The organism is Streptomyces sp. RGM 3693 (assembly GCF_050471125.1).
GTDB lineage: Bacteria > Actinomycetota > Actinomycetes > Streptomycetales > Streptomycetaceae > Streptomyces.
This window is the reverse complement of the sequence record NZ_JBMPPQ010000003.1, coordinates 1,601,019-1,627,204: the sequence shown is the minus strand read 5'-3', so window position 1 is coordinate 1,627,204 and position 26,186 is coordinate 1,601,019. Positions and strand designations below refer to the sequence as shown.

Genomic DNA, 26,186 nt, shown 5'->3' with positions numbered 1-26,186 from the left:
GCTTCGCATGACGCACACCGTCCAGGAATGGCATCTGACCGCACGCCCCGTGGGGCGCCCGGATCCCGGCGACTTCCGCCTCGTGGAGCGGGAGTTGGGCTCTCCGGCCGAGGGTGAGGCGCTGGTCCGTCACACCTTCCTCTCGGTGGACCCCTACATGCGGGTGCTGATGGGCGCCCCGCAGCCGGGTGTGCCCGGCTACCCGTTGAACCGGCCGCTGACCGGCGGGGCGGTCGGTGTGGTCGTGGAGTCCCGGGCCGCGGGTCTGGTCCCCGGCGATCTGGTGCTCAGCGATCTCGGCTGGCGCACCGCGGCAGTCGCCCCCGCCCGGCATTTCACCAGGCTGGAGCGGGTGGCGGGGGTGCCGGACTCGGCGTTCCTCGGCGTACTGGGGATGCCCGGGCTGAGCGCGTACGTCGGGCTGACCGAGATCGCCGGGTTGCAGGCGGGGGAGCGGGTGTTCATCTCCGGTGCGGCCGGTGCGGTGGGCAGCCTGGCCGGTCAGATCGCCCGGCTGCTCGGGGCGGAAGCGGTGATCGGCAGTGCCGGATCCGCGGACAAGGTGGCGTATCTGACCGAGGAACTGGGCTTCACCGCCGCTTTCGACTACAAGGCCGGTGACGTGCGCGGATCGCTGGCCCGGGCCGCTCCCGGCGGTATCGAGGTGTACTTCGACAACGTGGGCGGCGACCATCTTGAGGCCGCCATCGACGCCCTCACCGTGGACGGCCGGGTCGCGCTGTGCGGAGCGATCTCCGGCTACCAGCTCAGCGAGCCGCCGCCGGGGCCGCGCAACATGATCGAGTTGGTGAAGAAGCGGCTCACGCTCCGCGGCTTCGAGGTCGGCGACCACATGGGCCGTCACCCGCACTTCGCCCGGTTGATGGGTGCCTGGCTGGCCGACGGGAGGATCAAGTACCGGGAGACCGTCCAGGAGGGCATCGCCGGCACCGTGGACGCCTTCCTGGGTCTCCTGGACGGCCGCAACACCGGGAAGGCCGTGGTCCGCGTCTGAAACGTCCGGCCCGTCGCCCGCTACAGATCGCCGGCCCGCCACCGGGCCTCCTCGGCGTCCAGGTCGGCGCTGCGGGGCGTGCGGTGGCGCACGGCGGCCAGCCAGGTGTGCAGGTGCGGGCCGAGCGCCTCGGGGGTGGTCGGGGTCGGGTGACCGCCGTCGGCGAACAGTGCGAGGAGTCCGGCCGCCGCCGGGTCGTCCGGGTCGCAGGAGCCGCAGAGCACGGACTCCTTGAGGCCGTGGACCGGCTGGCCGGAACGGTTGTGCCAGGTGTGGGGGTAGCGCGCGACCAGCAGTACCGGGGTCCGGCAGCGCGGGCAGGGCGGGGAAGCGGGGCCGGCGGTCCGTAGCGCTATGAGGTCCGGTCGGTCGGGGGTGGGCTTCATACGAGGCCCGCCCAGGCTTCCGCGCCGAACGCGCCCTTGACGTCGGAGGCGAGGGTGGTGGCGTTCACCGTGGCGGGCAGGGCGTAGACGGTGGTCTTGGCCGTGCCGCGGACGCTGAGGTGGACGGGGTTGTCGCCGGGGTGGTCGGCGAGGAGGCGCTTCAGTTCGCGCACCCCTCCCTCGGTGATCCGGTGGGCGGGGAACGCCAGCCGCACCGGAGGCCGCCCGCCGTGCTCGGCCGCGGAGACGTCCAGTACGGCCAGTTCCCGGCCGAAGACGTTCAGGGTGCCGTCGCGGTCCTCGATCCTGCCCCGGACGCAGATCACGGTGTCTTCGGACAGGGCGTGTTGTACGAGTTGGTAGGAGGCCGGAAAGAACAGCACCTCGACGGCGGCATCCCGGTCCGCGAGGGTGACGATGGCCCAGGCGTTGCCCTGTTTGGTCACCTTGCGCTGGATGCCGGTGATCAGCCCGGACAGTTGTACCTCCCTGGCGGTCCGCCCGGAGGCGAGCAGCTCGGCGAGCGAGCAGTCCCGCGCGCCGGCGAGGATGTGTTCGGCCCCGTCCAGCGGGTGGGCGGAGACGTACAGGCCCAGCATCTCGCGTTCGGTGGACAGCAGTTGACGACGCGGCCACTCCTCCTCGTCGAGGGGGAGGGCCAGCCCGAAGGCCGGTCCGCCGCCGTCCCCGCCGCCCAGTTCGGCGAAGAGGTCGTCCTGGCCGAAGCTCGCCGCCTTCTTCACCGGGATGATCGCGTCGATGGCGTCCTCGTGGATGGTCGTCAGGCCCTTGCGGGAGTGGCCCAGCGAATCGAAGGCACCGGCTTTGATGAGGGATTCCACGGCCCGTTTGTTCAGCGCGGGCAGCTCGACCTTGTCCACGAAGTCGGGGAAGGAGGTGAACTTCCCCTTCCGGCGGCGGGCGTCGACGACGGCTTCGATGACGGCGTCGCCGACGTTGCGGACGGAGCGCAGCCCGAACCGCACGTCGTCCCCGATCGCGGTGAACTCCGCGACGGACTCGTTGACATCGGGCTGGAGGACCCGGACGCCGTTCTTGCGGGCGTCGGCGAGGTAGACGGCGGCCTTGTCCTTGTCGTCGCCGACCGAGGTGAGCAGCGCGGCCATGTACTCGGCCGGGTAGTTGGCCTTGAGGTAGGCGGTCCAGTACGAGACGAGGCCGTAGCCGGCGGTGTGGGACTTGTTGAACGCGTAACCGGAGAACGGCAGCATCACGTCCCACAGGGCCCGGATCGCCTCGTCGGAGTATCCGTTGCCCCGCATTCCGCCGTGGAACGTCTCCCACTCCGCAGCCAGCACCTCCGGCTTCTTCTTGCCCATCGCGCGGCGCAGCATGTCGGCGCCGCCCAGGGTGTAGCCGGCCAACTGCCGGGCGATGGCCATGATCTGCTCCTGGAAGATGAGCAGGTGGTGGGTGGAGCCGAGGATCGGCTCCAGGGCGTCCTTGAGCTCCGGGTGGATCGGGGTGGGGTCCTGTTTGCCGTTCTGGCGCAGTGCGTAGTTGGTGTGGGCGTTGGCGGCCATCGGGCCCGGCCGATAGAGGGCGTTGGCCGCGGCGATGTCCTCGAAGCGGGTGGGTTCCATCAGCTTGAGCAGGGCCCGCATGCCGCCGCCGTCGAGCTGGAAGACGCCGAAGGTGTTGCCCGCGGCCAGCAAGCGGTACGTCCGGGCGTCGTCCAGTGGGATCACGACGGTGGAGGGGTCGTCGTCCAGGGGGTCCACGGTGGCCAGGTTGACGCCCCGGTTCTCGCGGATGTTCGCCAGCGCCTGATCGATGACGCCCAGGTTCCGCAGCCCCAGGAAGTCCATCTTGATCAGGCCCATCGCCTCGCACGACGGGTAGTCGAACCCGGTGATCCTCGTGCCGTCCGCGGCCCGCATGTGCAGCGGGATCCGGTCGGTCAGCCGGGTCTTGGACAGGATCACCGCCGCGGCGTGCACCCCGGTGCCGCGGGTCAGGCCCTCCACTCCGCGGGCGGTGTCGATCACCTGTTGCACGTCCGGCTCGGTGGCGTACAGCTGCCGGATCTCGCCGGCCTCGGCGTACCGCTCGTGCGCGGGGTCGAAGAGGGCGGCGAGCGGGGCCGACTTGCCGTTCTGGTCCGGCGGGAGCGCCTTGGTGATCCGTTCGCCGTGCGAGAAGGGGTAGCCCAGGATCCGTGCGGAGTCCTTGATGGCGTTCTTGGCCTTGATCTTGCCGAAGGTGTTGACCAGGGCGGTGAACGCGTCGCCGTACTTCTCGGTGACGTAGCGGACCATCCGGTCGCGCTGGCGGTCGTCGAAGTCGAGGTCGACGTCCGGCGGGTTGATGCGCTCGGGGTTCAGGAACCGTTCGAAGAGCAGGCCGTGTTCCAGCGGGCACAGTTCGGTGATGCGGGTCGCGTAGGCCACGAGGGAGCCGGTGGCCGAGCCGCGGCCCGGACCGATGGGGATCTTGTTGTCCCGGGCGTACCGGCAGATGTCCGCCACGACCAGGAAGTAGGAGCTGAAGCCCATCGGCCCGATGACCGCCATCTCGGTCTCGAACCGGTCCATGACCGATGGGGGGACCGGGTCCCCGTAGCGCATGGTCAGGCCCTTGAGGACCTCCTTGCGCAGCCAGGACTCCTGGGTCTCGCCTTCGGGTACGTCGGGGAACTGCGGCATCTCGTCCACGTAGTCGAAGACCGCGTCGTAGGGCTCGATGCGCTCGGCGATCAGCAGTGTGTGGTCGCAGGCTTCCGGGAGTTCGGAGAAGAGGCGGCGCATCTCGGCGGCCGACTTGAGGTAGTAGCCGGAGCCGTTGAAGCGGAACCGGCCGGGGTCGTTCTTGTTCTTGCCGACGCCGATGCACAGCAGGTTGTCGTGGGCGTCGGCCTGGTCCTCGGTGACGTAGTGCGCGTCATTGGTGGCCAGGAGCGGGATGGCCAGCTCCTTGGCGAGGCGCAGCAGGCCGTCGCGGACGGTGCGCTCGATGTCCAGTCCGTGGTCCATCAGCTCCAGGAAGTAGTTCTCCGGTCCGAAGATCTCCTGGTAGGCGCCGGCCGCGGCCCGCGCCTCCGGGTACTGGTTGAGCCGCAGGCGGGTCTGGATCTCGCCGGAGGGGCAGCCGGTGGTGGCGATGATGCCGTCCGGTCGCTGCGCGATCAGCTCGCGGTCCATCCGCGGCTTGCCGGCCGGGAACTGGCCCTCGTAACTGGCCTGTGTGGAGAGCCAGAACAGGTTCCGCAGGCCCTGGACGTCGCGCGCCCACATCGTCATGTGGGTGAAGCGACCGCCTCCGGAGACGTCCTTCGACCCCTCGCCGTCGTTGCTGACGGCGCGCCGGCCCCCCGGTCCCCAGAACTCCTGCTTCCGGGCGAAGCGGGACGACGGCGCCACGTACGCCTCGATGCCGATGATCGGCCTGACACCGTCGAAGCCCTTCGCGACCTGCGCGAACTCATAGGCCCCGAACATGTTCCCGTGGTCGCTCATGGCGATCGCCGGCATCTGCTGCCGGGCGACCTCGGCGAACATCGGCTTCAGCTTCTGTGCGCCGTCCAGCATCGAGTATTCGGTGTGGTTGTGCAGGTGCACGAAGGAGTCCGGCACGGTTGCGTCACCTCCGGGACGGGTGGGCGGCCCCACCCGGCCGGAGCCGCGGTGGTGGCCTTACGAGTGGCCGACGGCGTCAACGGAGCCGGACGGAGCGGAGCGGTCCGACGGCGCCAAGGGCGCGGACGCCTCGGATCGCCGTGACACCTCGGACAACCATGTGTTGTCCGCTATGCTGCCGGGCTCCACTGCGCCTCCGGTCGGCGCACGCCGACCGTGGCCTCGTCCGATGCCGGCCGGCACCGGGCTGACCGGCCATGTCCTGTACAAATCCGGGGAGTCCGAGCCAGGCCCCCGTTGACGCCCGCCATCAAAGCCGCCATCCGGCTGGCAGATCAAACAACCGCAACATCGGCGCGTCACAACGAAGAGTTGTGGCGATAGCCTAGGGGGCGTGGACCTCAACGCTGTGCGCACCTTCGTCGCGGTCGCGGAGACCGGGCAGTTCCAAAAGGCCGCCCTGGACCTCTCGCTCACCCAGCAGGCCGTCTCCAAGCGCATCGGCGCCCTGGAGGACGCCCTCGGCGTGCGGTTGTTCACGCGTACGGCGCGGGGCGCCGGTCTCACCATCGACGGGCAGGCGTTCCTGCCGCACGCCCGCGCCCTCCTCCAGGCCGAGGAGCGGGCAGTCGCCTCCGTCCGGCCGGGCAGCCGCGCGCTCCGCGTCGACGTCGTAGGCCGGCGGCTCGCGACGGCCGGCCTGCTGCGCGACTTCCACCGTGCGCACCCCCAGATCGCACTCGACGTGGTCACGCTCTTCGACGCCGACGAGGCCGCCGCCGCCGTCCGGGCCGGTACGATCGACGCCGCCTTCCGCGCCGTCACCAGGCCCGGCGGGCAGTTGCCCGACGACGTCCGGGCCACCCCGGTCTTCGACGAGGCCCTCCATCTCTGCGTCGGCCCGACCCACGAGTTCGCCGCCGCTCCCGCGATCACCCCCGCCGAGCTCGCCGGGCACCGGATCTGGATGCCCGGCAACGCCCCCGGCACGGAGTGGCGGGCCTACTATGACGATTTGGCCGCCGCCTTCGGCCTCACCATCGACACGATCGGACCCGACTTCGGCGTCGAGGCCCTCCTGGACACCCTTGCGGACTCCGCGACGCTGGCGACCTTCTTCGGCCACCGAACGCCCCTGGTCTGGCCCGCCGGCCACGACCTGCGGCGGATCCCGCTCCACCATCCGACCCCGGTGTACCCGCACTCGCTGCTCTGGCGCAGCGACAACCCGCATCCCGGGCTCACCGCACTCCGCGACCACCTCGGCGCCCTGCCCCCCAACCACCCCGACACCGAGACCTGGCGGCCGAGTTGGGCCCAACGCCCCGCGCCACCCCGCTAGGGCGTGTCCGATGGGATATGCGCAATACCGATGTGGTCCAAGCTTCGTGGGATCACGAGACGCCGATCCCGCACACCCCGGCGGGCCCCTGAAAGAGGTGGGGCAGGCCCTACATCGGGTCTTCACCGCACGCGGTGAAGACCCGGAGTTCCCGGCGGGTTGAGCGCGCGGATGCCGAGAGCGGAATGAACCGTTTCTTGAACTTCCGTCCCCTATTCGCCTGTTCGCTCGCCTGTCAGGGTTCTCGTGCGTACCACTGAGGTACGGGGAGAGAGGACTCTCGGTGAACTTGAAGGTGAGATCGGCACTGGTGGCCGGCGCGCTGACGGCTGCGGCAGTGGCGGGAACAACGGGCACCGCCCAAGCGAACACCTACCAGTACAACGTGATGCTCCAGGACTACGCCACCGGATACTGCCTGGACTCCAACGGCGGCGATGTCTACACCAATCCGTGCCAGCCCGGTAATCCGTGGCAGCGGTGGAACGTCGTGTCCTACGACAGCAACGTCGGTGGCTACTACGACCGGGTGCAGATCGTCCATCGCAAGGAGGGCAACTGCCTGCGAGTCCAGTGGTCGCGGGGCATCCCGGAAGCCGATGGCTGGTTCGCAACCCGCGCGGCCGGCTGCAATTCGAGCGACTACCACGACCAGTGGAACATGACCTGGGTCGGTAACAGTTCCGGCAACCCTCGCAACAGTTGGCAGTTCGCCAACTACCAGCCGGACTTCAACGATGTGCTCTGCCTTGATCGCGGGCAGGACGGACACCGGAATCAGCTGCTGTGGGACCAGGGCCTCCCGCAGGGCGCCCCGGTCGCCAAGACCACCTGCTACAACCACACCAACCGGTACCAGATGTGGAACATGGTCCATTAGGCCACGTCAAGACCCAGCTCGGTGCCCGGCCGGCAGAAATCGCAGGGGGCGATGTTCGGGTCCTGTAGGAGTGCGCTTCTGCTGGACGACGAACCCGACTTGGGGTTGCGCCGTAAGGACTGTCCGGCGGATCACGAGCGAAGCCACAGGCGAATAGCCGCGACGGCCACCGTGCCATGGAAGACATACGCTCTTTTGTCGAAGCGCGTGGCTACGGCGCGGAAGCCTTTGAGCGCGTTGATCGTTCGCTCGACTTCGTTGTGGCGCTTGTAGATCGTCTGGTCGAAGCCGGTGGGCCGGCCGCCCGCGCTAGCGCGGCGCTGGCGGTTGGCCCGCTGATCCTCGCGTTCGGGAAGGGTGTGCTTGATCTGCGGACGCCGCAGATGCCGGCGGTTCCGCCGGGACGAGTAGGCGGGGTCGTCAGTCGTCCGTCAGGGCCTTCCGGTGGACCGTGGAGCTGTGGCGGACCGTCATGCCCACGCGCAGGTACAAGGCGAGCGCGCCGGTGTCCGAGTGGGTCCACAGGGTGCAGGTCCGCCGGCCCTGCCGGTGGAAGGCGCGGAAGGCGTGGCGCAGCAGCAGGCGGGCGATGCCCTGGTTGCGGTGGTCGGGGTGGACCGCTACCTGCTCGATGTAGCCTTCGCCCGCCTCCGGGAGGTCCAACGACATGACCGCGCCGATGAGTTGGTCGCCGCTGTGGGCCAGTGCCGACAGGGCGGGGGCGAAGGCGGGCCGGTCGACGGTGTGCCGGGCCCACTCCTCGTAGGACTTGCGGCGCGGCTGCCACTCGTCGAACGCGTCCTCGATGAGGTGGTGGGCGGCGGGCCCGTCGCCGGAGCGGAACGGCCGGACGGTGAGGCCCGCGGGCGGTGCGGGCACCGTCGGCTCGTCGGGCATGGCGAACTCCAGCTGCCAGGCCGTCACCAGCGGCTGGTACCCGCGGGACCGCACGAGCGCGACGGCGTGGGTGTCGTCGTCCGGCACGGTCTGCACGATCCCCTCGCTCCCCGCCTGGCGGGCCCGGGCCTCGACCCAGTCCAGCAGTGCGGTGCCCAGGCCGCGGCCCCGGTGCGCGGGGTGGACGTCCACTTCGGAGCGTCGGTTCACCCAGGCCCGGGCGGCCAGTTGCCCCGCCCGGTCGTGGACCAGCAGGGTGTCCCGCTGCGGGTCCAGGCCCGGTCGGTCGAGGTCCGCTGCGATACCGCCGGGATCGGCCTGCACCCGGCCGTACAGCGCGCGCTCGCAGGCGGCGACCAGGCGGTGGATCGCGGTCACGTCGTCGGCCGTGGTCGGTCGCCCCTCGTAACCCGCGGGCAGCGTCGGTAGGAGAACAGGCATCGGCGGAGACTACTGCTGGTTCGGGGAACCCGCCACGGCCCCTTGGGCGGTGTCCGCTTCGGCGTCGATGGTGGTGCGGCCCACCAGGCGTTCGTAGCGCTGCCGGGCGGCCTGCGGGGTGCCGAGGCCGAGGCCGAAGGAGATCTCCTGCCAGGTCATGCCGCGGCCGCGGGCCATCTGGAGGAGTCCGGCCTCCAGCTCGTCCATCTCCCCGCGCACCACCGGGATCAGGCTCAGGGCGGCGGTGACGTCGGCGCGGTCCACCTCCGGTTCGCCGTCCTGGAGGAGGGCGGCCCCGCTGAGCAGGAACGAGACGAGGCGGACGGCTTCGTGGGGGCCGACGAAGGCGGGGTGCACCTGGCGCCGGCGCTGCTCGTCGGTGGCCGCGTGCCGTTCGGCGATCCGGAAGAGGGCGGCATGGGCGCGGTGTGCGCGGGCCTGGCCGGGGTCCGGGGGAGTGAACGGGTCGGTGGACTCGGCGGTTTGGTCGGATTGGGCAGTGGGGGTGGGCTGTTGGGGCTGTCCCGAAGTCGCTGACATGGTGTCAGGGTGCCGGGTTGTGCCCCCCCGTTGTTAATAGAGTGTTGTGAACGGATCGTTCAAGGGGAGAGGGTTGGGAGTGCGGGTGGCTGGGTGCGCTGCGGGCTCGGTGTGCAGGTGGCTGGGATTTGCCTACCCCCTGGGGGTATTGACTGGCTAGGCTTCCGAATGCCCGGCGGGAGTATGCGGGACGGGTGTTTGTGGGCCAGCTCCGCCCGACTCGCCCCCGAACGGGGCGCGCTGCTCACCCCGCCGACCGCGGACGACACGACCGCGGCGGACGCGGACTCCCCGGGGGCCGAGGGGGCCGGGCTCGCCATCGGGCCGGTGGACCGGCAGCTGTTGGAGGCGCTGTCCCGGGACGGCCGGGCCGGTCATACCGAACTCGCCGCCGCGGCCGGGGTGTCGGAGTCGACCGTGCGCCGCCGCCTGACCGTGCTGCGCCGGGCCGGGGTGCTCGTCTTCCTCGTCGACGTCCCGCCCGCCGCCCTCGGCTTCCGCACCGAGGCCCGCCTGTGGATGTCCGTACGCCCCTCCCGGCTCACGGCCGTTGCCGCGGCGATGGCCGGGCACCCCGAGGCGTCCTTCGTCGCCATGACCACCGGACCGACCAACCTGCTGGCCGCCGTCACCTGCCGGGACCCTCTCGACCTCGCCCGCTACCTGACCGAGCGGATCGCGTCGTTGGACGCCATCCGGACGATGGAGACCGCCCCGGTCATCCGCACCGTGAAACGCGCCGGGGCGCTGCTGCCGCTGCCCCGGTGAGCCGCTGCCCCGGTGAGCCGTTGAGCCGATGACCCGCTGCCGTGGTGACCCGGTCGCGGCAGCACGCCCGGTCGTGTCAGCGTCAACCCGGCCCCGGCCCCGGCCCCGGCCCCGGCCCCGGCCCCGGCCCCGGCCCCGGCCCCGGCCCCGGCCCCGGCCCCGGCCCCGGCCCCGGCCCCGGCCCACGCCCCGGCGCTACGCCGCCGCGTGGAAGAGGGCCGCCGCTTCCCCGCGGGAGCCGACGCCCAGTTTGGTGAGGATGTTGGCGACGTGGAACTTCACCGTGGACTGGCTGATGTGCAGTTCCTCGGCGATCATCCGGTTGCGGTGGCCGAGCGCGAGGTGCGCCAGCACCTGCAACTCCCGCTCGCCCAGGGCGGTCAACGGGTCCGGCGCCGGATCCTGGAAGGCGCGCAACGGGATGGCCGCCGTCACCGTGGTGCCCCACCCGGGGACCGCGTCGATGTCCAGGTGGCCGTCGAGGACGTCGAGCCGTTCCCGGACCCGGGCGGGGGCGAGGTCGTGCGCGGTGAGCGTGCCGGGGCCGTCGTCCCGCACCGTTGCGCGCAGTGCGTCGTCGGTGAGCTCCCAGGTGACCCGGACCCGGCGCACCGCGTCCTGTTCCAGCGCCACCAACAGGACCGCCCGGACGACGGCCCGCGCGGTGTGGGCGACATCGGCGGCCACGCTGCGCGGCGAGTCCGGCGGGCCGAACTCCAGCCGGACCGAGCGGTAGCGGACCAGTGGCCGCAGCGACTCGGTGAGCAGGGCGAACGCCTGGTCGGCCGGCTCCTCGGCGATCTGCTGGTCGCGCTCGGCCGCCGTCCGCAACTCCACCAGGGCGGTGGCGGCCAGATCGGTCGCCGCGGCGCGGGCCCCGGCGTCGTCCAGACTGCGGCTGCGCAGCACGCTCAACAGCCCGGTGAGCGCCGCCGTATGCGCCTCGCCCAGCTCGGTGATCACCCGCGCCCGGGTCCCGGCGGCGGTCCGGGACCGGGCCAGCGCGCCCGGTACCGCCTCCGCGGCCATCCGGTCGAAGTGGCTGGTGACGACGTTCCACAGGGCCTGGACGACGGCGGTGACGGAGTCGTCCAACGGGGCGGCGGGGCCGTCCTCCGGGACCGTGCGCACCAGGAGCAGCACCGCGCCGCGCGGGGTGGCGTCGCTGGTGACGGCGAGTACGGGGTGGTCGGCGCCGGCGAGCGGGAGGGTGCCCTGCCACGGCCGGCCCGGGTCGCCCGAGTCCAGTAGCGGGGCCAGGTCCGCGGCCGTCAGGCGCCGGGTGAGCGCCGGGTCGCCGTGCGTCTTGAACGGCGTGTGGGCGCAGTGCGTGGTGAGTTCGGCCGCCGCCCGGTGCGGGACCAGGTCGGCCAGGATCGCGGACAACCGCGGCAGGATCTGCCCCAGGGGGGTGCGGATCACCTCGTAGGCGGCGCTCAGGGCGGGCACGGGGCCGGTCAACTCCATGGAGGGCAGCGTAGCCAGCGGTGGCCGGGTGCGGCCTGGCCATCGGGACAGGTGGGACTGTCCCGATGGCTGGGCACGGTGGTTCCGGCCGTCCGTGAGGCTGAGGGCGGCAGGCCGCGGCCCCCGGGTGACCGGCGCCGGCACGGCCCTGTCGCGGCCACTCCTTCACGGACGGACCACTTCGTGCCAACCAGGTCCGAGTCCAAGAAGCGAGAAGCGAGAAGCGAGAAGCGAGAAGCGAGAAGCGAGATGCGAGATACGAGACGCGAGATGTGAGACGCGAGATGTGAGCGGCAAGAAGTCGCCAAGTCAAGAAGTCAAGAAAGCAAGCAAGAAGCAAGAAGCAAGAAGCAAGCAAGAAGCAAGCCCAAGATCGTGATCACGGGGAGTGGGTTCACTATGCGAGCGATTGTTTACTACCGGTTCGGCGGGCCCGAGGTGCTGAGCCTTGGGGACATCGAGAAGCCGGTGCCGGCGGCCGGCGAGGTCCGGGTCAAGGTGGTGTCCGTGGGGGTCAATCCCCTTGACTACAAACGGCGTTACGGCCTGGTCGAGCAGCACTACCCGACGACCTTCCCCGCCGTACCGGGCCTGGAGATCGCCGGGGTCGTGGACGCGGTCGGCGACGGCGTCACCGCGTTCGCCGTCGGCGACGAGGTCTTCGGCTGGTCCAGGACGGGCGCCTACGCCGAGTACGTCATCGCCGACACCCTTGTGCACAAGCCCGCCGAGTTGAGCTTCGAGGCCGCCGCGACGCTGCCGGTCGCCGTGGCGACCACCGACCGGGTACTGCGCGAACTCGGCCTGAAGGACGGGGAGACGCTGCTGCTGCACGGCGCCGCCGGTGCCGTGGGCCAGGCCGCCGTACAACTCGCGGTCGCCGCCGGGGCCACGGTGATCGGCACCGCCTCCCCGGCCAACCACGACTTCCTGCGCACGCTGGGCGCGATCCCGGTGGCGTACGGGGCGGGCCTTGAGGAGAGGGTGCGGGCGGTCGCCCCGCAGGGCGTGGACGCGGTCTTCGACTCGGCCGGGCAGGACGCCCTGCCGGTCTCGATCGCGCTGCGTGGCGGCACCACCGACCGGATCGTCACCATCGCCGATATGAACGCGGCCGCCCACGGCGTCCCGTTCTCCGGGGTCGCCGACCAGCCGGAGGTGATCCGGGAGGGTCTGGTCCGGCACGCCCGGCTCGCCGTCGAGGGCCGGCTGGTCGTCCCGGTCGTGCGGACCTTCCCGCTCGCCGAGGCGGCCGCCGCCCAGCAGTTGAGCGAGGAGGGGCACGTCCGCGGCAAGTTGATCATCACGGTGTGAGCGGGCGGGCCCGGCCGGGCCGGTGCGGGGCCCGGGCCGCCGCCCCGATTGCGGGGCGCGGCCGGGCCCCGGTTGCGGCCGGGCGGGCCCGTTGGTAGCACAGCGTCCGGATGCTCCTCCAGGGCCGCGGCCCTACCCTCGGGGTATGCCGGGTCTTCGCGGAGCCCTCGCGGTGCTGGCGTCGGGTGCGCTGGCCGGCGCCCTGGCAGGGATTCCGGCCCCGGCGCTGGCCGCTGGCCCGGGGCCTTCCGCCGGCCCGGACCTCACGCGCTTCGCCGCCCAGCGGCCGGACTGGCAGCCCTGCCCGGTGGGCTTTCCCGGCGCCGGCCCGTCCGGCCACGGCTCGCCACCGCCATCAACGCCCGGCACCGCGCCGTCGTCCGCCGCCGCGGGCCGCTTCCAGTGCGCCCGGCTGGAGGTCCCGCGCGACTACCGCCACCCGGAGCGCGGCACGCTGCGCGTCCAACTGGTCCGGCTGCCCGCCACCGGGCCCGGGAAGCGGCTGGGCTCGCTGGTCATCAACCCCGGCGGCCCCGGTGATTCAGGCGTCAACTACCTCATGGGCAACAGTGACGCCTTCGCTCACCTCGGACAGCGCTACGACCTGGTGAGCTTCGACCCGCGCGGCACCGGCCACACCGACCCGATCTCCTGCGGCACCAGCTACACCCCCGCCGGCGGCAGCGGCGCGGCCGGCCTCGCCGCCAACGAGAAGCGCATCAACGAAGCCTGCGGCCGGTACTCCGGCGCGCTACTGCCCTGGGTCGGCACCCCCGACGTCGCCCGGGACATGGACGTCCTGCGGTCAGCCGTCGGCGACCGCAAACTCAACTACCTCGGCTTCTCCTACGGCACCCGGCTCGGCGCGAACTACCTCCACGCCTTCCCCCGGAACGCCGGCCGGCTGGTCCTGGACAGCGTCGAGGACCCGACCAAGAACACCTGGCAGACCGCGCTCGCCCAGGCGCGCAGCTTCCAACGGGTGCTCGACGACTTCGCCACCGACTGCGTCCACACCAGCGGCTGCCCGCTCGGCGCGGACACCACCACCGCCCGACAGCAACTCACCTCCTGGTACCAGAAGTTGACGGACCATCCGATCTCCGCGCAGGGCACGGACGTGAACGGCACGACCTACGTCTACGCGCTGCGGGAGGCCCTTTACAGCCGGGCGAGCTGGCCCTCGCTGCGGGACGCGTTGGCGCAACTGCGCCACGGGGACGCCACCGGGATCCTGCAACTGAGCGGCGGCGGCAGCGGTGGCAGCGGCACCGGACGGGCCGGCCGGGACGGCGGCGGCAGCCCGGCGCGCGGCCTGACCGAGGCGATGCCCTCCCAGGACCAACTGGCCCTCCGGGCGATCAGCTGCCGGGACACCTCCGAGCGCTACGGTCCCGCCGACTACCCGCGCGCCGCGAGCGAACTCACCCAAGCGTCCCCGCTCTTCGGCCCGGACATCGCCCCGACGCTGCTGGACTGCTACGGCTGGCCCGTCCCGGGCGACGACTCCTCCCGCGACGTGGCCGCCCACGACGCCCCGCCCGCCCTGCTCGTGGCCACCACCGACGACCCGGCCACGCCGTACGAGGGCGCCGCGCACATGGCCCGGGCGTTGGGCAACGCCAGCGTGGTGCTGACGTACCACGGTGAGGGACACGCCGCGTACGCCTCCGGCAACCCGTGCGTACGGCAGAAGGTGGACGCGTTCCTGATGGACGGTGTGCTGCCGGTGGGCGGCACCGGCTGCCGCTGACGGCCCGGGCGCCAGCCGCCCCCCCCCGTGGGGCTCAGCCCGCCTTCCGCCCGCGGCCGGCGGTCTGCTTCGCCGCGGCCGTCTTCCGGGCCGCGCCCGCCGTCTTCTTCGCGCCGGTGCCCGTCGCCGCCGCGGACTTCTTCCCCGTCGCCGACCCGCCGGTCGCCGACCCGCCCTTCGTCCCCTTCGTCGCGCCCGCCGCGGTCGACTTCGCGGGCTGCCGCTCGGCGGTCTTCCGGGCGGCACCGGTCTTGCGGGCCGCGGTCTTCGTCGCCGTACGGCCCGATGGCCGCGCTCCGCCGCCCGCCCCGGTGGCCCCGCCCGCTCCGTCCGCCTCGTCCGCCTCGACGGTCTCGCCGCGGGCCCGCTGCGCGGCCCGCACGCTGTCCTGGAGGGCCGCCATCAGGTCCATGACCTGCCCCGCCGGCTGCTCCTCGCCCGCCTCGAACTCCGGCTCGCGGTGCGCGAGCTTGGCCGCCACGATCTCCTCCAACGCCTCCCGGTAGTGGTCGTGCACGTCCTCCTCGGACAGCTCGCCGAAGGAGTCCATCAGCGTCTCGGCGGCCCGCACCTCATTGGCGGCGACCTTCACCTCCCGCTCCGGGAGGACGCCGGTCATCGGGCGGATCTGATGCGGCCACAGCAACACCTGCATGACCAGCACGTCCTCCACCGGCCGGATCATCGCCAGGCTCTCCCGGCCGTGCAGCGCGATCTTGCCCAGCCCCACCCGCCGGTGCCGCTCCATCGCGTCCCGCAGCAGGGCGTACGGCTTCGCCGCCGCCGGGCCGTCGACGCCCAGGTAGTAGCCCTTGCCCAGCTGGAGCGGATCGATGTCACCGCCCGCGACGAAGGCCAGGATGGTCAGGGTCTTGGCGGTGGGCAGCGGCAGCGCGTCCAGGTCGTCGTCGGTCAGCGGGACGAGGGTGTCGTCGTCGGTCCGGTAGCCGCGGCCGATCTCGTCGGGGGAGACCTCGGTGCCTTCGAGGGAGCAGACCGGCTGGTTGCGTACCCGCCCGCCGTCCGCCGTGTGGAGCCGCACGAAGCTGACCGAGGCGGTGGTGTCCGTGGCGTTGTAGGCGGCCACCGGGATCGTGACCAGGCCGAAGCTGATGGAGAACTTCGCGGTGGGGCGCATGGGGGAGCCGCCTTCGTGGTGCGGTTCGGTGCCCTCTCATGCTAGGAGGCCGGGCCCCCGCCCACCTCCCGAGCCGGTCCGCACGGGCCGGCGCCGCCCACGCCACACGGCCACCGCGCACACCGGCACGGGAGCCGGCCTCTGGCTGACGCTTTGTCAGCTATGCGACGGGCGACGGGTGCGGGGCGACGGCGGTGATCATCCGGTCCAGGTCCACTCCGCGACCTCCGGCAGATCCGTGCCGTGCTCCCGGATCCAGGCGTGGTGCCGGGTCCGGGCGTCCGCCATCGCCTGCCGCAACGCCACCGCGCGGACGCCCAGCCCCGGCACCCGGTCCACTACGTCCATCACCAGCCGGAACCGGTCGAGGTCGTTGCGGACGACCATGTCGAACGGTGTGGTGGTGGTGCCCTCCTCCTTGTAGCCGCGGACGTGCAGCTGCTGGTGACCGGCGCGGCGGTAGCAGAGCCGGTGGATCAGCCAGGGATAGCCGTGGTACGCGAAGATGATCGGCCGGTCCCGGGTGAACAGGGCGTCGAACTCGGCGTCCGGCATCCCGTGCGGGTGGACGCCGGCCGGCAGCAGCCGGGCCAGGTCCACGACGTTGACCACCCGCACCGCCAGCCGCGGCAGATGGCGACGCAGCAGGTCGGCGGCGGCCAGCGTCTCCTGCGTCGGCACGTCCCCGGCGCAGGCCAGCACCACGTCGGGGGCGCGGTCGCCGTCCTCGGACCCCGCCCACTCCCAGGCGCCGGCACCACGGGCGCAGTGCGCCCGCGCCTGGTCGAGGGTGAGCCAGTCGAAGCAGGGCTGCTTGCCGGCCACGATCACATTGACGTAGTCGCGGCTGCGCAGCGCGTGGTCGGCCACCGACAGCAGGGTGTTGGTGTCCGGCGGCAGGTAGACCCGGACGACCTCGGGGCTCTTGTCGAGGACGTGGTCGACGAAGCCGGGGTCCTGGTGCGAGAAGCCGTTGTGGTCCTGCCGCCAGACGTGCGAGGTGAGCAGGTAGTTGAGGGAGGCGATCGGGCGCCGCCAGGGCAGCCGGCGGGCGGTCCGCAGCCACTTGATGTGCTGGTTGACCATCGAGTCGACGATATGGGCGAACGCCTCGTAGCTGGAGAACAGCCCGTGCCGCCCGGTGAGCAGATAGCCCTCCAGCCACCCCTGACAGAGGTGCTCGGAGAGCACCTCCATCACCCGGCCGCCGGGCGCCAGGTGCTCGTCGGTGGGGAGCGTCGTCGCCTGCCACGCCTTGGCGGTGGCTTCGTACACGGCGTCCAGCCGGTTCGAGGCGGTCTCGTCCGGGCCGACGAGCCGGAAGTCGCGCCGCTCGGCCGTCGCCGCCATGACGTCGGTCAGCAGTCGGCCGAGCACCCGGGTCGGCTCGTGCAGGGCGGTGCCGGGCTTGTCGACCTCGACGGCGTGCCGCTCCAGCGGGGGCAGCGGCAGGTCGCGCAGCAGCAGACCGCCGTTGGCGTGCGGGGAGGCGCCCAGCCGACGCCGGCCCTCGGGCACGCACTCCAGCACCTCCGGGCGCGGCCGCCCCGCCTCGTCGAACAGTTCCTCCGGCCGGTACGAGCGCAGCCACTGCACCAGCTGGTGCCGGTGGTCGGCGTGGTCGCGGACCCCGGACAGCGGGACCTGGTGGGCGCGCCAGGTGCCCTCGACGGGTTGCCCGTCCACCTCGTGCGGGCCGGTCCAGCCCTTGGGGGTGCGCAGCACGATCATCGGCCAGTGCGGGCGCCCGGTGTCGCCGTCCGTGCGGGCCCGGCGGTGGATCGCCGCGATCTGGTCCAACGCCCGGTCCATGGCCGCGGCCAGTGCCTGGTGCACCGCGGCCGGGTCGTCGCCGGCGACGTGCAGCGGCTCGTGGCCGTAGCCGCGCAGCAGCGCGTCGAGCTCGTCCTCCGGGATGCGGGCCAGCACCGTCGGATTGGCGATCTTGTAGCCGTTGAGGTGCAGGATCGGCAGCACCGCTCCGTCGTGCACCGGGTCGAGGAACTTGGTGGCGTGCCAGGACGCGGCGAGCGGCCCGGTCTCCGCCTCCCCGTCGCCGATCACGCAGGCGACCAGCAGCTCCGGGTTGTCGAAGGCGGCACCGTACGCGTGGGTGAGGGAGTAGCCCAGCTCACCCCCCTCGTGGAGGGAGCCGGGGGTCTCCGGTGCGACGTGGCTGGGCACCCCGCCGGGGAACGAGAACTGGCGGAACAGCCGCGCCATCCCGGCCCCGTCCCGGGTCACGTCCGGATACGTCTCGGTGTACGTCCCGTCCAGCCAGGAGTTGGCCAGGACGGCCGGTCCGCCGTGCCCCGGCCCCCAGACGCACAGCGCGTCCAGGCTCCGGGCCTTGATCACCCGGTTGAGGTGGGTGTGCACGAGGTTCAGGCCGGGGGAGGTGCCCCAGTGGCCGAGCAGCCGGGGCTTGATGTGCTCCGGGCGCAGCGGCTCGGTCAGCAACGGGTTGGCCATCAGGTAGATCTGTCCGGCGGCGAGGTAGTTGGCGGCCCGCCAGTACGCGTCGAGGGCGGTCAGCTCGGCCGGGCCGAGTGGGGCGGCCGCGTCCGCCGCCCCGGCCGCCGAGGGGGCCGGGGCCGTGGTCGTCGGGGTTCCGGGGTGTCCCACGGTCTGCTCCTCTGTGTTGCGCGGCGCGGACGGTGACACCGCTGCGGTTCGCGCTGACTGTTGCGCTGGGGCCGGGCCGGGCCGGGCCGGTGGGTCGGGACCGGACGGGCGCTGGGGCCGGTCCGGTGGGTCACGGCAGGTCCGCGGCCGGTCCGACCCTGACCCACCGGACCGGCTAGGGCGCTTCTGACGCGCCCTAGCCGTTGCGCCGGTCGGCGGTCCGGGGCACGGTCCGGCCGGTCGCGAGGTAGCGCTCGGCCTCGATGATCGCCTCGTGGACGGTGCGTCGGCCCATCAGCACGCACAGCGTGTAGGCCAGGTCCTCCAACTGGCGCCGGGCCGCCGGATCGTGCGGATCGGCGAGCACCACCCGCTCCCAGACGCGGTAGCGCCGCAGCAGTGAGGTGAGTACGGACTTGTCCGGCAGCAGCATGCCGTCTTCTCCCGACATCGGCTCGGCGTCCCAGGGGCGGCTGACCGGCGCGCCGGGGCGCGCCCGAACCCGAGTGGCTCCCACCTTGCGCCGACCGTGCGGCCCCTGCAACCGGACGGTCCACCGCGGCCGGCGTACCGGGCTGTCGGGCGGGTTCAATCGGGTGGCTCGGGCGCCGGGTGGTCGCCGGGCTCCGACGGCTTCGACGGGGGGCGCACTGCGGCCGCCCCGGGTCCCTCGTCGCTACGCGGAGCACACCCGCGGGGCGTGCTCCGCGTAGCGCCTCGTCGACGCGCCGCGCCGCGTCCCGGCCCGCTCCGCCGACGCCCTGCACCGCGATCTGGCCGACGACACCTGGGACGCCCGTCACGGCACCCGGCGCGAACAGCCCGTCCTGGAGGGTTCGTTGATCCTGCTCCGCGCCCTGCCGGCGTGCCCCCGGCCGGGCCGGCGGTCGGCACCGATCGCACTTTCGGGGCCGCTGTGCTCCTCTGGTAGCGAGGCCCGTCCCGGCCGGAGGACGGACCGCGGACCACCCGAGGAGCGCCGCGCCATGCCTCCCATCACCTTCCGCATCGCGATCATCGGGGCCGGCCCCGGCGGGCTGGTCTGCGCCCGGGTGCTCCAGCGGTACGGGGTGCCGGTGACCGTCTTCGAACGGGACCTCAGCCCCGTGGGGGCCGGGCCGGGCAGGCCCCTGGAACTGCGCGCGGCGACCGGGCAGGCGGCGCTGCGGTCGGCCGGCCTGGAGAAGGCGTTCCGCGCCGCGTCCCGGCCCGCCGGCCAAGAGGTCCGGCTGCTCGACCGCACCGGCGCGGTGCTCCACCAGGACGCCCCCGAGCCCGGAGAGGCCGCCGAACGCCCCGAGATCGACCGGCGCGAGCTGCGCCGCCTGCTGGTGGACTCGCTCGCGCCCGGCACCATCCGGTGGGGCAGCTACCTGCGGACGCTGCACCCGCGCGGCGGCGGCCGCCACCAGGCCGTCTTCGACGACGGCGGGACCGCCACCTTCGACCTGGTGATCGGCGCCGACGGCATCTGGTCCCGGGTCCGGTCGCTGCTGTCCGAGGGGGTGCCGCACTACTCCGGTGTGACCTTCGTCGAGACCGGCCTCGACGACGTCGACACCCGGCACCCGGAGCTCGCCCGGCTGGTCGGCCGCGGCACCATGATGGCGCTGTCCGGGGGCAAGGGACTGCTCGCCCGGCGCGACGGCCGCGGCCGGGTCAGGGTCTACGCGGCCTTCCGGGGATCCGAGGACTGGGCGCGGGCGGCCGGGGTGAGCACCGCGGACACCGAGGCGGTCCGGGCCGCCCTGCTGGCCGGGTTCGACGGCTGGCACGACCGGCTGCTGGCGCTGCTCCGCGACAGCGACGGCGGGTTCGCCAACCGTCCACTGTTCGCGCTGCCGGTGCCGCACACCTGGCCGCACACCTCGGGCCTGACGCTGCTCGGCGACGCCGCGCACGTGATGACGCCACTCTCCGGCCCGGGCGCCGACCTGGCCCTACAGGACGGCTGTGAACTCGCCCAGCACCTCGCCGAGGCGCACACCTGGCAGACCGACCCGGACCAGGCGGTCCGCGCGTACGAGGCGGCGCTCTTCCCCCGCTCGACCACCGCCGCCGAGGCGGCCGCCCGCGACCTGGACACCGCCCTCGCCCCGGACACCGCGCGCATCCGCCACCGCCTGTCCCGCCGCCGGCAGCTGCACCCGCACCAGCCCTGACCCCGCCCGCCGCGCCGGGTTGCGGGCCCGCACCACCCGTCGGACGATCGGCAGCACGGGGAGGTCGGGGGCGGCGCGGTCCGGTGCGTCGTTCGCCCCGCCGTGGCGCCGAGGGACGGAGCAGCGCGTGAAGATCACCGAGCCGATGCCCGGTGCGCCGTGTTGGGTGGAGCTGGGCACTTCGGACGTGGCCTCGGCCGCGGTCTACTACCGCGAGGTCTTCGGCTGGCACGCCACGACCGACCAGCGGGCCGGGGCCGGCGGCTACACGGTCTTCTCCGTGGGCGACGCCCAGGTCGCCGCGGCCACCCCGCTGTACGCGCCGGGCCAGCCGACCGCCTGGACCGTCACCTTCGCCACCGGGGACGTCGAGGCGCTGGCCACGGCCGTGTCCGAGGCCGGCGGCAGTGTGCTGGTGGACCCGCGGGACGTCTTCGATCTGGGCCGGTTCGCGGTGCTGGCCGATCCGGCGGGCGCGGCCTTCGCGGTCTGGCAGGCCCGGTCCTTCGCCGGCGCCGAGCTGCTGAACGCGCCCGGTGCGCTCGGCTGGGTGGAGTTGGCCACCGACGACGCCGAGACCGCGGTGGCCTTCTACTCCCGGACCTTCGGATGGACCGTCAGGGCCCACGGCACGTACACCCAGTGGGGGATCGAGGGCGCCGACTTCGGCGGCATGAGCACCGTGGAGGCGCGCGACCGGGAGGACGTCCGGCCGCACTGGCTGCCGTACTTCGCGGTCGAGTCGGTCGACGGGACCGCGGCGCGGGCCGCCGATTCCGGGGGGATGTTGCTGATGGCGCCGACGGACGTCCCGGACGGGCCGCGGATCGCGATGGTGCGCGATCCGCAGGGCGCCGTCTTCGGCATCCACCAGGCGGGTACGGAAGGCTGACGGCGCGCACCGGCGCGCCGAGGGACGAGTGATTTCCTTCGCCCACCGGCCCCACACGACGTCACACGATCGGCCCCGCGGTCGTCGTTTCACCACACCGCATGGGGTATTTGCGCGTAATGTCCGCAGCGCACCAATGGGTGGCATTGCGCGGCATGGCATCGCGCGTCAAGAACAGGAGACCCCTATGTCCACGACCGACGTCCTCGTGGCCCGAGGCACGAAGCTCGCAGCGGGTGCGGGTGCACTGACCACGGCTGTCGCCCTGGGGGCGACGCTGCTCGTAGCGGCTCCGGCCCAGGCGGACCCCCAGCCCCAGCCCCGCCCCCAGTCGCAGCCCAGCCTCCAGAAGCAGACCGGTCCGTCCTCCTCGTACGGCACCGTCACCGCCGCCCGTGGGATGAACGAGCGCGAGTACCCGAGCACGGACTCCGCGTCGAAGGGTGATCTTCGCAACGGCGCCCGGGTCTACCTGGTCTGCAAGGTCCGCGCCCAGAACATCCGCGGCAACGAGCTCTGGTACCTGATCCGCGGCAGCCGGCGGACCTGGATCTCGGCCAAGCACGTGACGAACACCGGCTTCGTCAAGTACTGCAAGGACGGATACCGCGACCGCGCCCAGCCGGGCGACTCCGCCAAGCGCGAGGGCTGAGGCCGCTCGCGGAGCGGCGGTTCCGGAACGGGCCCGGCGCGGCACCCCTCCAGGGGCCGCGCTGGGCCCTTCGCGCGCCCGCGCAAGGCCGGTCCCCACCCTTCCGAATTACTGGAACGCGTTCTACTGTGCCCCCGACCCCGGAAACCGACGGGCCGTCAGTACCCGGGCGGCCGCCGGCGACGGGACGACCCGACCGGACGACTGGTGGAGGGGCCGTGCACCTGGAATACACCCCGGAACAGCAGCGGTTGCGCGCCGAACTGCGGACGTACTTCGCCGCGTTGGTACCGGACAACGCCTACGCCCGGTACGCCGACCCGGCCGCTCAGAAGCGCTTCTACCGCGACACGGTGCGGCGGCTCGGGACCGATGGCTGGCTGGGCGTCGGCTGGCCCACGGAGTACGGCGGGCGCGGGATGACGCCCATGGAGCAGTTCATCTTCTTCGACGAGGCGGCCCAGGCCGGGGTGCCGCTGCCGCTGATGGCGCTGAACACCGTCGGCCCCACCCTCATGCGGTTCGGCACCGACGAACAGAAGGCGTACTTTCTGCCCCGGATCCTCTCCGGGGAACTCGACTTCGCGATCGGCTACAGCGAACCGGACGCCGGCACCGACCTCGCGGCCCTGAAGACCCGCGCGGTGCGCGAAGGCGACGAGGAGACCGGCCACTACGTCGTCAACGGCCAGAAGATCTGGACCACCAACGGCGACACCGCCGACTGGGTCTGGCTGGCGGTCCGCACCGACCCGAACGCCCCGCCCCACAAGGGCATCACCATGCTCCTGGTCCCCACCAGTGACCCCGGCTACTCCTGCACCCTCATCAACACCCTCGCCTCGCACGACACCACCGCCAGCTACTACGAGAACATCACCGTCCCCGCCACCCGCCGCGTCGGCCAGGAGAACCAGGGCTGGCGGATCATCACCAACCAGCTCAACCACGAACGGGTCACCCTCGCCGCACACGGCACCATGGCCATCCGCGCCCTCCACGACGTCCAGCGCTGGGCCGCCGGCACCAAACTCGCCGACGGCCGCCGGGTCATCGACCTGGGCTGGGTACGCGGACGACTGGCCCGCACCCACACCAGACTGGAGGCCATGAAGCTCCTGAACTGGCGGATGGTCGACGCGCTCCAACAGGGCACCCTCACCCCCCAGGACGCCTCCGCGGTCAAGGTCTACGGCTCCGAGGCCCGCCGGGACGCCTACGCCTGGCTGATGGAGGTGGCCGGCGCGGCCGGACCGCTGACGGAGGGCTCGGCGGGCGCGGTGCTCCACGGCGAACTGGAACGCGGCTACCGCTCCGCGGTCATCTTCACCTTCGGCGGCGGAAACAACGAGATCCAGCGCGAGATCATCTCGTGGATCGGCCTCGGCATGCCACGCGTACGGCGCTGATCCGGTGCGACCAGGCATGTCCGTCGGCACAAGGGCGGGAGGGCAGCCGACTTCGCCGCTCCGCCGGGTACGGACGGCCCGGAGCCGCCCCGCCGCCTCGCTGTCCAGCGCGGTGGTCGACCATGGAGCCATGGCAGGAGAAGCGGGCGAGATCGTTCTGAGCAAGCAGGATCTTCGTGAGGTCACCGGGTTCGCCGCGGCCTGTGCGGAGGCGGTGATCGAGATGTTCGAGGCCGATCGGCCGGACGACTCGCGGCCTCGACACGCGATCGACGCCGCGTGGGAGTTCGCTCGGGGCGGCGAGCGGGGGAAGGCCCTGCGCGACACGGCGTGGGCGGCGCTCAAGGCAGCCAAGAGCGCGGACACCGCGGCTGCGCGCGAGGCGGCGTGGGCGGCGATGTCCGCGGCCGGCGCCGCCTACCTGCATCCGTTGGCCAAGGCCACCCAGGTCAAGCACCTTCTCGGCGCGGGCGCCCACGCGGCCAGAGCGGCCGAGCTCGTCGCCGGTGACGAGCCGACCGTTGGTGCCGAACACGTTGCACACGTGGCGCTGCGCGCGACACCGGGCGTCGTTGACGTGCTCAACCGCTTTCCGGCGGCTCCGGGTGGCGGTGGACGGGTGGGGGAGTTGCTCCGCATGCTGGACGCCGCGCTTCGCCACCCGGGCAGGCCCTGACCGCCACGGGGCAACCGGGGAGGGCGGACCACCGCCGCGAAAGCCGGCGCGCGTCCCCTCGTGACGATCCGCCGCAGCACGCCCCGCGGGCACCGGCGCGGCGCGGACCCGGGCACGTGGCAGGGGACCTTCAAGCTCCGCGACTCCGCCGCCATACTGGATGGGCACGACACACAGGGGGATCCACGCGGCTGAACGCGGGAGCGGGGGCGGCGACAGGGATGGCGGAGCACAGGCTGATTCAGGGACGTTACCGCCTGCTCGAAACCATCGGGCGGGGCGGCATGGGAGAGGTGTGGCGGGCCCGGGACGAGGCGCTGGGCCGGCTGGTCGCGGTCAAGTGCCTCAAGCCCATGGGGCAGCAGCAGGAGCCGGGGTTCCTACGGGTGCTGCGGGAGCGGTTCCGCCGCGAGGCCCGGGTGGCCGCGGCGCTCCAGCACCGCGGGATCACCGTGGTGCACGACTTCGGGGAGGACCACGGCATCCTCTTCATCGTCATGGAGCTACTGAACGGCCGTAACCTCAGTCAGCTGCTGGACGACAACCGGCGCCAGCCGCTCCCCGTCCCGGACGTGATCGAGGTCGCCGAACAGATCGCCGCGGCCCTCGCCTACACCCACGAACAGGCCGTGGTGCACCGCGACCTGAAACCGGCCAACATCGTCCGGACCACCGACGGCACGGTCAAGATCTGCGACTTCGGCATCGCCCGTCTCGGCCACGACATCGGCTTCACCGCCCGGCTCACCGGCACCGGCATCGCCATGGGCAGCCCGCACTACATGTCGCCCGAGCAGATCGGCGGCGGCACCGTCGACCACCGCAGCGACCTGTACTCCCTCGGCTGCGTGCTCTACGAGGTCGCCACCGGCGCCCCGCCGTTCGCCCAGGGCGACGCCTGGGCGGTCCTGGTCGGCCACCGCGACACCGCCCCGGACCCGCTCCGGGCGACCCGCCCCGACCTGCCCGAGGCGTACGAGCGGATCGTCCTCGACCTGCTCGCCAAGGACCCGGACGACCGGCCGCGGGACGCCGACGAACTGGCCAAACGGCTCGCCGACGCCCGCCACCGCCGCACCCCCCGGGGCACCGGCCCGGCGCCGGACGACCTGACGGTGCCCACCCCGCGGCTGCCCTCCTGGACCCGCGACATCACCGCCGGCGCCCCGGCCGTCGGCAGCCGGCCGCCGCGTCGCACCCCGGCGGACCGGGCCGTCGCGGTCCTCACCGACGTCTGGACCGGCGTCGGCGACCCGCTGCGCGGCGAGGCGTCACCGGCCCTCGGCCCCGACCGGCCGGCCCCGCCCGGCGACCACCACGCCCGGCTCGGCGCGCTCACCGGACGGTTGGCGAACGCCCACGCACTGACCCGGGCCGGCCGGCACTTCGAGGCCCAGGAACTCCTCACCGAGGTGCTGGCCGGCCGGGAACGGCTGCTCGGCCCCGACCACCCCGACACGCTCGGCTGCCGCCACCACCTCGCCGTCGGGCTCGGCCGGCTGGGCCGCCTGGAGGAGTGTCGGACCACCGTCCGCGAGGTCGCCGAGGCGCGCACCCGGGTGCTCGGCCTCCATCACCCCGACACCCTCGACACCCGCTGGCAACATGCCGTCGTATCCGGTCAGTTGGGCAGGTGGGCGGAGGCCCTGACGGCCTATCAGGGAGTGGCGGCGGGGCGCACCGCGGCGCTCGGCCCGGACCACCCGGACACCCTCGCCGCCCGCTACGAGACCGGGGTCGCCCTGGGCCGGCTGGGCCGCAGCGCGGAGGCACTGGCCCACTACCGCGACCTGGTCGCGGCCCGCACCCGCGCGCAGGGCCCCGACGCCCCCGAGACCCTGCGCGCCCGGCACGGCCTGGGCGTCAACTACGGCCGCCTGAACCGCTGGCCGGAGGCGCTCACCGAGGCCCGCGAGATCGCCGCGGCCCGGGCCCGGGTGCTCGGCGCCGACCACCCGGACACCCTGGCCAGCCGCCGGGAGATCGCCGTGGCGCTGGGCCGCCTCGGTCGCTGGGCCGACGCGCTGGACGCCTACCGCGAGGTCGCCGACGCCCGCGAACGGACCCTGGGCGCGGCCCACCTCGACGCGCTGGCCAGCCGCGGCGAACAGGCCCAGTGCCTGGCGCGGCTGGGGCGGACCGACGAGGCGGACGCCCTGCACCGCCGGGTCGCGGCGCTGCGCCGGGAGCGCGCCGGACACCGGCGGTAACGGCCGGCCCTACGGGCTGCCGG

General features: G+C 73.0%; 20 protein-coding genes and 1 pseudogene. 12 read left to right on the top strand and 9 right to left on the bottom strand.

Annotated elements, in window-relative coordinates:
* Window positions 1-7: 7 nt before the first annotated feature.
* The gene (locus ACO0M4_RS35645) at window positions 8-1,015 is read left to right on the top strand and encodes an NADP-dependent oxidoreductase (protein WP_430375215.1); all 1,008 of its coding nucleotides are present in this window, start codon (window positions 8-10) and stop codon (window positions 1,013-1,015) included.
* Between the two features lie 20 nt (window positions 1,016-1,035).
* Here the strand turns inward: ACO0M4_RS35645 and ACO0M4_RS35640 are convergent, their stop codons facing one another.
* Both ACO0M4_RS35640 and dnaE read right to left on the bottom strand, forming a co-directional pair.
* A complete protein-coding gene (locus ACO0M4_RS35640; RefSeq protein ID WP_430375214.1) occupies window positions 1,036-1,401 on the bottom strand; it encodes a DUF6300 family protein in 366 nt (121 codons plus the stop codon).
* Complete coding sequence (gene dnaE / locus ACO0M4_RS35635) at window positions 1,398-4,994, bottom strand: DNA polymerase III subunit alpha (RefSeq protein WP_430375213.1); 3,597 nt, start codon at window positions 4,992-4,994, stop codon at window positions 1,398-1,400. Before dnaE ends, ACO0M4_RS35640 begins: the two co-directional genes overlap by 4 nt.
* 397 nt (window positions 4,995-5,391) lie before the next feature.
* Here dnaE and ACO0M4_RS35630 point away from each other — a divergent pair, with 397 nt between their 5' ends.
* Complete coding sequence (locus ACO0M4_RS35630; RefSeq protein WP_430375212.1) at window positions 5,392-6,339, top strand: LysR family transcriptional regulator; 948 nt, start codon at window positions 5,392-5,394, stop codon at window positions 6,337-6,339.
* 283 nt (window positions 6,340-6,622) lie between these two features.
* Window positions 6,623-7,219: a hypothetical protein gene (locus ACO0M4_RS35625; protein ID WP_430375211.1), complete on the top strand. Its 597-nt coding sequence runs from the start codon at window positions 6,623-6,625 to the stop codon at window positions 7,217-7,219.
* Window positions 7,220-7,350: 131 nt separating this feature from the next.
* Here the strand turns inward: ACO0M4_RS35625 and ACO0M4_RS35620 are convergent.
* From ACO0M4_RS35620 to ACO0M4_RS35610, 3 genes and pseudogenes are all read right to left on the bottom strand, one after another.
* Window positions 7,351-7,638 (bottom strand): annotated as a pseudogene (locus tag ACO0M4_RS35620) (IS5/IS1182 family transposase); the annotation flags it as partial.
* A gap of 1 nt (window position 7,639) precedes the next feature.
* Window positions 7,640-8,557 carry a GNAT family N-acetyltransferase gene (locus tag ACO0M4_RS35615; RefSeq protein ID WP_430375210.1) on the bottom strand — a complete coding sequence of 306 codons (918 nt, stop codon included), beginning with the start codon at window positions 8,555-8,557 and terminating at the stop codon, window positions 7,640-7,642.
* A 9-nt stretch (window positions 8,558-8,566) separates the two neighbouring features.
* Window positions 8,567-9,097, bottom strand: a complete 531-nt coding sequence (locus ACO0M4_RS35610) for a DNA-binding protein (RefSeq protein WP_430375209.1) — start codon at window positions 9,095-9,097, stop codon at window positions 8,567-8,569.
* Between the two features lie 198 nt (window positions 9,098-9,295).
* On the opposite strand from ACO0M4_RS35610, the gene ACO0M4_RS35605 reads away from it, so the two are divergent.
* A complete protein-coding gene (locus tag ACO0M4_RS35605; RefSeq protein WP_430375208.1) occupies window positions 9,296-9,865 on the top strand; it encodes an Lrp/AsnC family transcriptional regulator in 570 nt (189 codons plus the stop codon).
* A 195-nt stretch (window positions 9,866-10,060) separates the two neighbouring features.
* Here ACO0M4_RS35605 and ACO0M4_RS35600 read toward each other — a convergent pair whose 3' ends face one another.
* A complete protein-coding gene (locus ACO0M4_RS35600; protein ID WP_430375207.1) occupies window positions 10,061-11,332 on the bottom strand; it encodes a LuxR C-terminal-related transcriptional regulator in 1,272 nt (423 codons plus the stop codon).
* Between the two features lie 399 nt (window positions 11,333-11,731).
* Here ACO0M4_RS35600 and ACO0M4_RS35595 point away from each other — a divergent pair, with 399 nt between their 5' ends.
* A complete protein-coding gene (locus ACO0M4_RS35595) occupies window positions 11,732-12,646 on the top strand; it encodes an NADP-dependent oxidoreductase (RefSeq protein ID WP_430375206.1) in 915 nt (304 codons plus the stop codon).
* Window positions 12,647-12,791: 145 nt separating this feature from the next.
* A complete protein-coding gene (locus tag ACO0M4_RS35590) occupies window positions 12,792-14,399 on the top strand; it encodes an alpha/beta hydrolase (protein ID WP_430375205.1) in 1,608 nt (535 codons plus the stop codon).
* A 34-nt stretch (window positions 14,400-14,433) separates the two neighbouring features.
* Here ACO0M4_RS35590 and ACO0M4_RS35585 read toward each other — a convergent pair whose 3' ends face one another.
* From ACO0M4_RS35585 to ACO0M4_RS35575, 3 genes are all read right to left on the bottom strand, one after another.
* Window positions 14,434-15,537 (bottom strand): Ku protein, encoded by a 1,104-nt coding sequence (locus ACO0M4_RS35585; RefSeq protein WP_430375204.1) that lies wholly within the window; start codon window positions 15,535-15,537, stop codon window positions 14,434-14,436.
* A gap of 198 nt (window positions 15,538-15,735) precedes the next feature.
* Window positions 15,736-18,162 (bottom strand): phosphoketolase family protein, encoded by a 2,427-nt coding sequence (locus tag ACO0M4_RS35580; protein ID WP_430375203.1) that lies wholly within the window; start codon window positions 18,160-18,162, stop codon window positions 15,736-15,738.
* Between the two features lie 196 nt (window positions 18,163-18,358).
* Window positions 18,359-18,613, bottom strand: a complete 255-nt coding sequence (locus tag ACO0M4_RS35575) for a DUF5133 domain-containing protein (RefSeq protein ID WP_430375202.1) — start codon at window positions 18,611-18,613, stop codon at window positions 18,359-18,361.
* Window positions 18,614-19,148: 535 nt separating this feature from the next.
* On the opposite strand from ACO0M4_RS35575, the gene ACO0M4_RS35570 reads away from it, so the two are divergent.
* The 6 genes from ACO0M4_RS35570 to ACO0M4_RS35545 all read left to right on the top strand — a co-directional run bounded on the left by ACO0M4_RS35570 (window position 19,149) and on the right by ACO0M4_RS35545 (window position 26,163).
* The gene (locus tag ACO0M4_RS35570; RefSeq protein WP_430375201.1) at window positions 19,149-20,324 is read left to right on the top strand and encodes an FAD-dependent oxidoreductase; all 1,176 of its coding nucleotides are present in this window, start codon (window positions 19,149-19,151) and stop codon (window positions 20,322-20,324) included.
* Between the two features lie 127 nt (window positions 20,325-20,451).
* Window positions 20,452-21,216 carry a VOC family protein gene (locus ACO0M4_RS35565; protein ID WP_430375200.1) on the top strand — a complete coding sequence of 255 codons (765 nt, stop codon included), beginning with the start codon at window positions 20,452-20,454 and terminating at the stop codon, window positions 21,214-21,216.
* Between the two features lie 187 nt (window positions 21,217-21,403).
* Window positions 21,404-21,868 (top strand): SH3 domain-containing protein, encoded by a 465-nt coding sequence (locus ACO0M4_RS35560; protein ID WP_430375199.1) that lies wholly within the window; start codon window positions 21,404-21,406, stop codon window positions 21,866-21,868.
* A 218-nt stretch (window positions 21,869-22,086) separates the two neighbouring features.
* Window positions 22,087-23,277, top strand: a complete 1,191-nt coding sequence (locus ACO0M4_RS35555) for an acyl-CoA dehydrogenase family protein (protein ID WP_430375198.1) — start codon at window positions 22,087-22,089, stop codon at window positions 23,275-23,277.
* Between the two features lie 130 nt (window positions 23,278-23,407).
* Entirely contained in the window at window positions 23,408-23,953 is a 546-nt protein-coding gene (locus tag ACO0M4_RS35550) for a putative immunity protein (RefSeq protein ID WP_430375197.1), read from the top strand.
* A gap of 221 nt (window positions 23,954-24,174) precedes the next feature.
* Window positions 24,175-26,163, top strand: coding sequence for a protein kinase domain-containing protein (locus ACO0M4_RS35545; protein ID WP_430375196.1), 1,989 nt, complete (start codon window positions 24,175-24,177; stop codon window positions 26,161-26,163).
* Window positions 26,164-26,186: the final 23 nt, after the last annotated feature.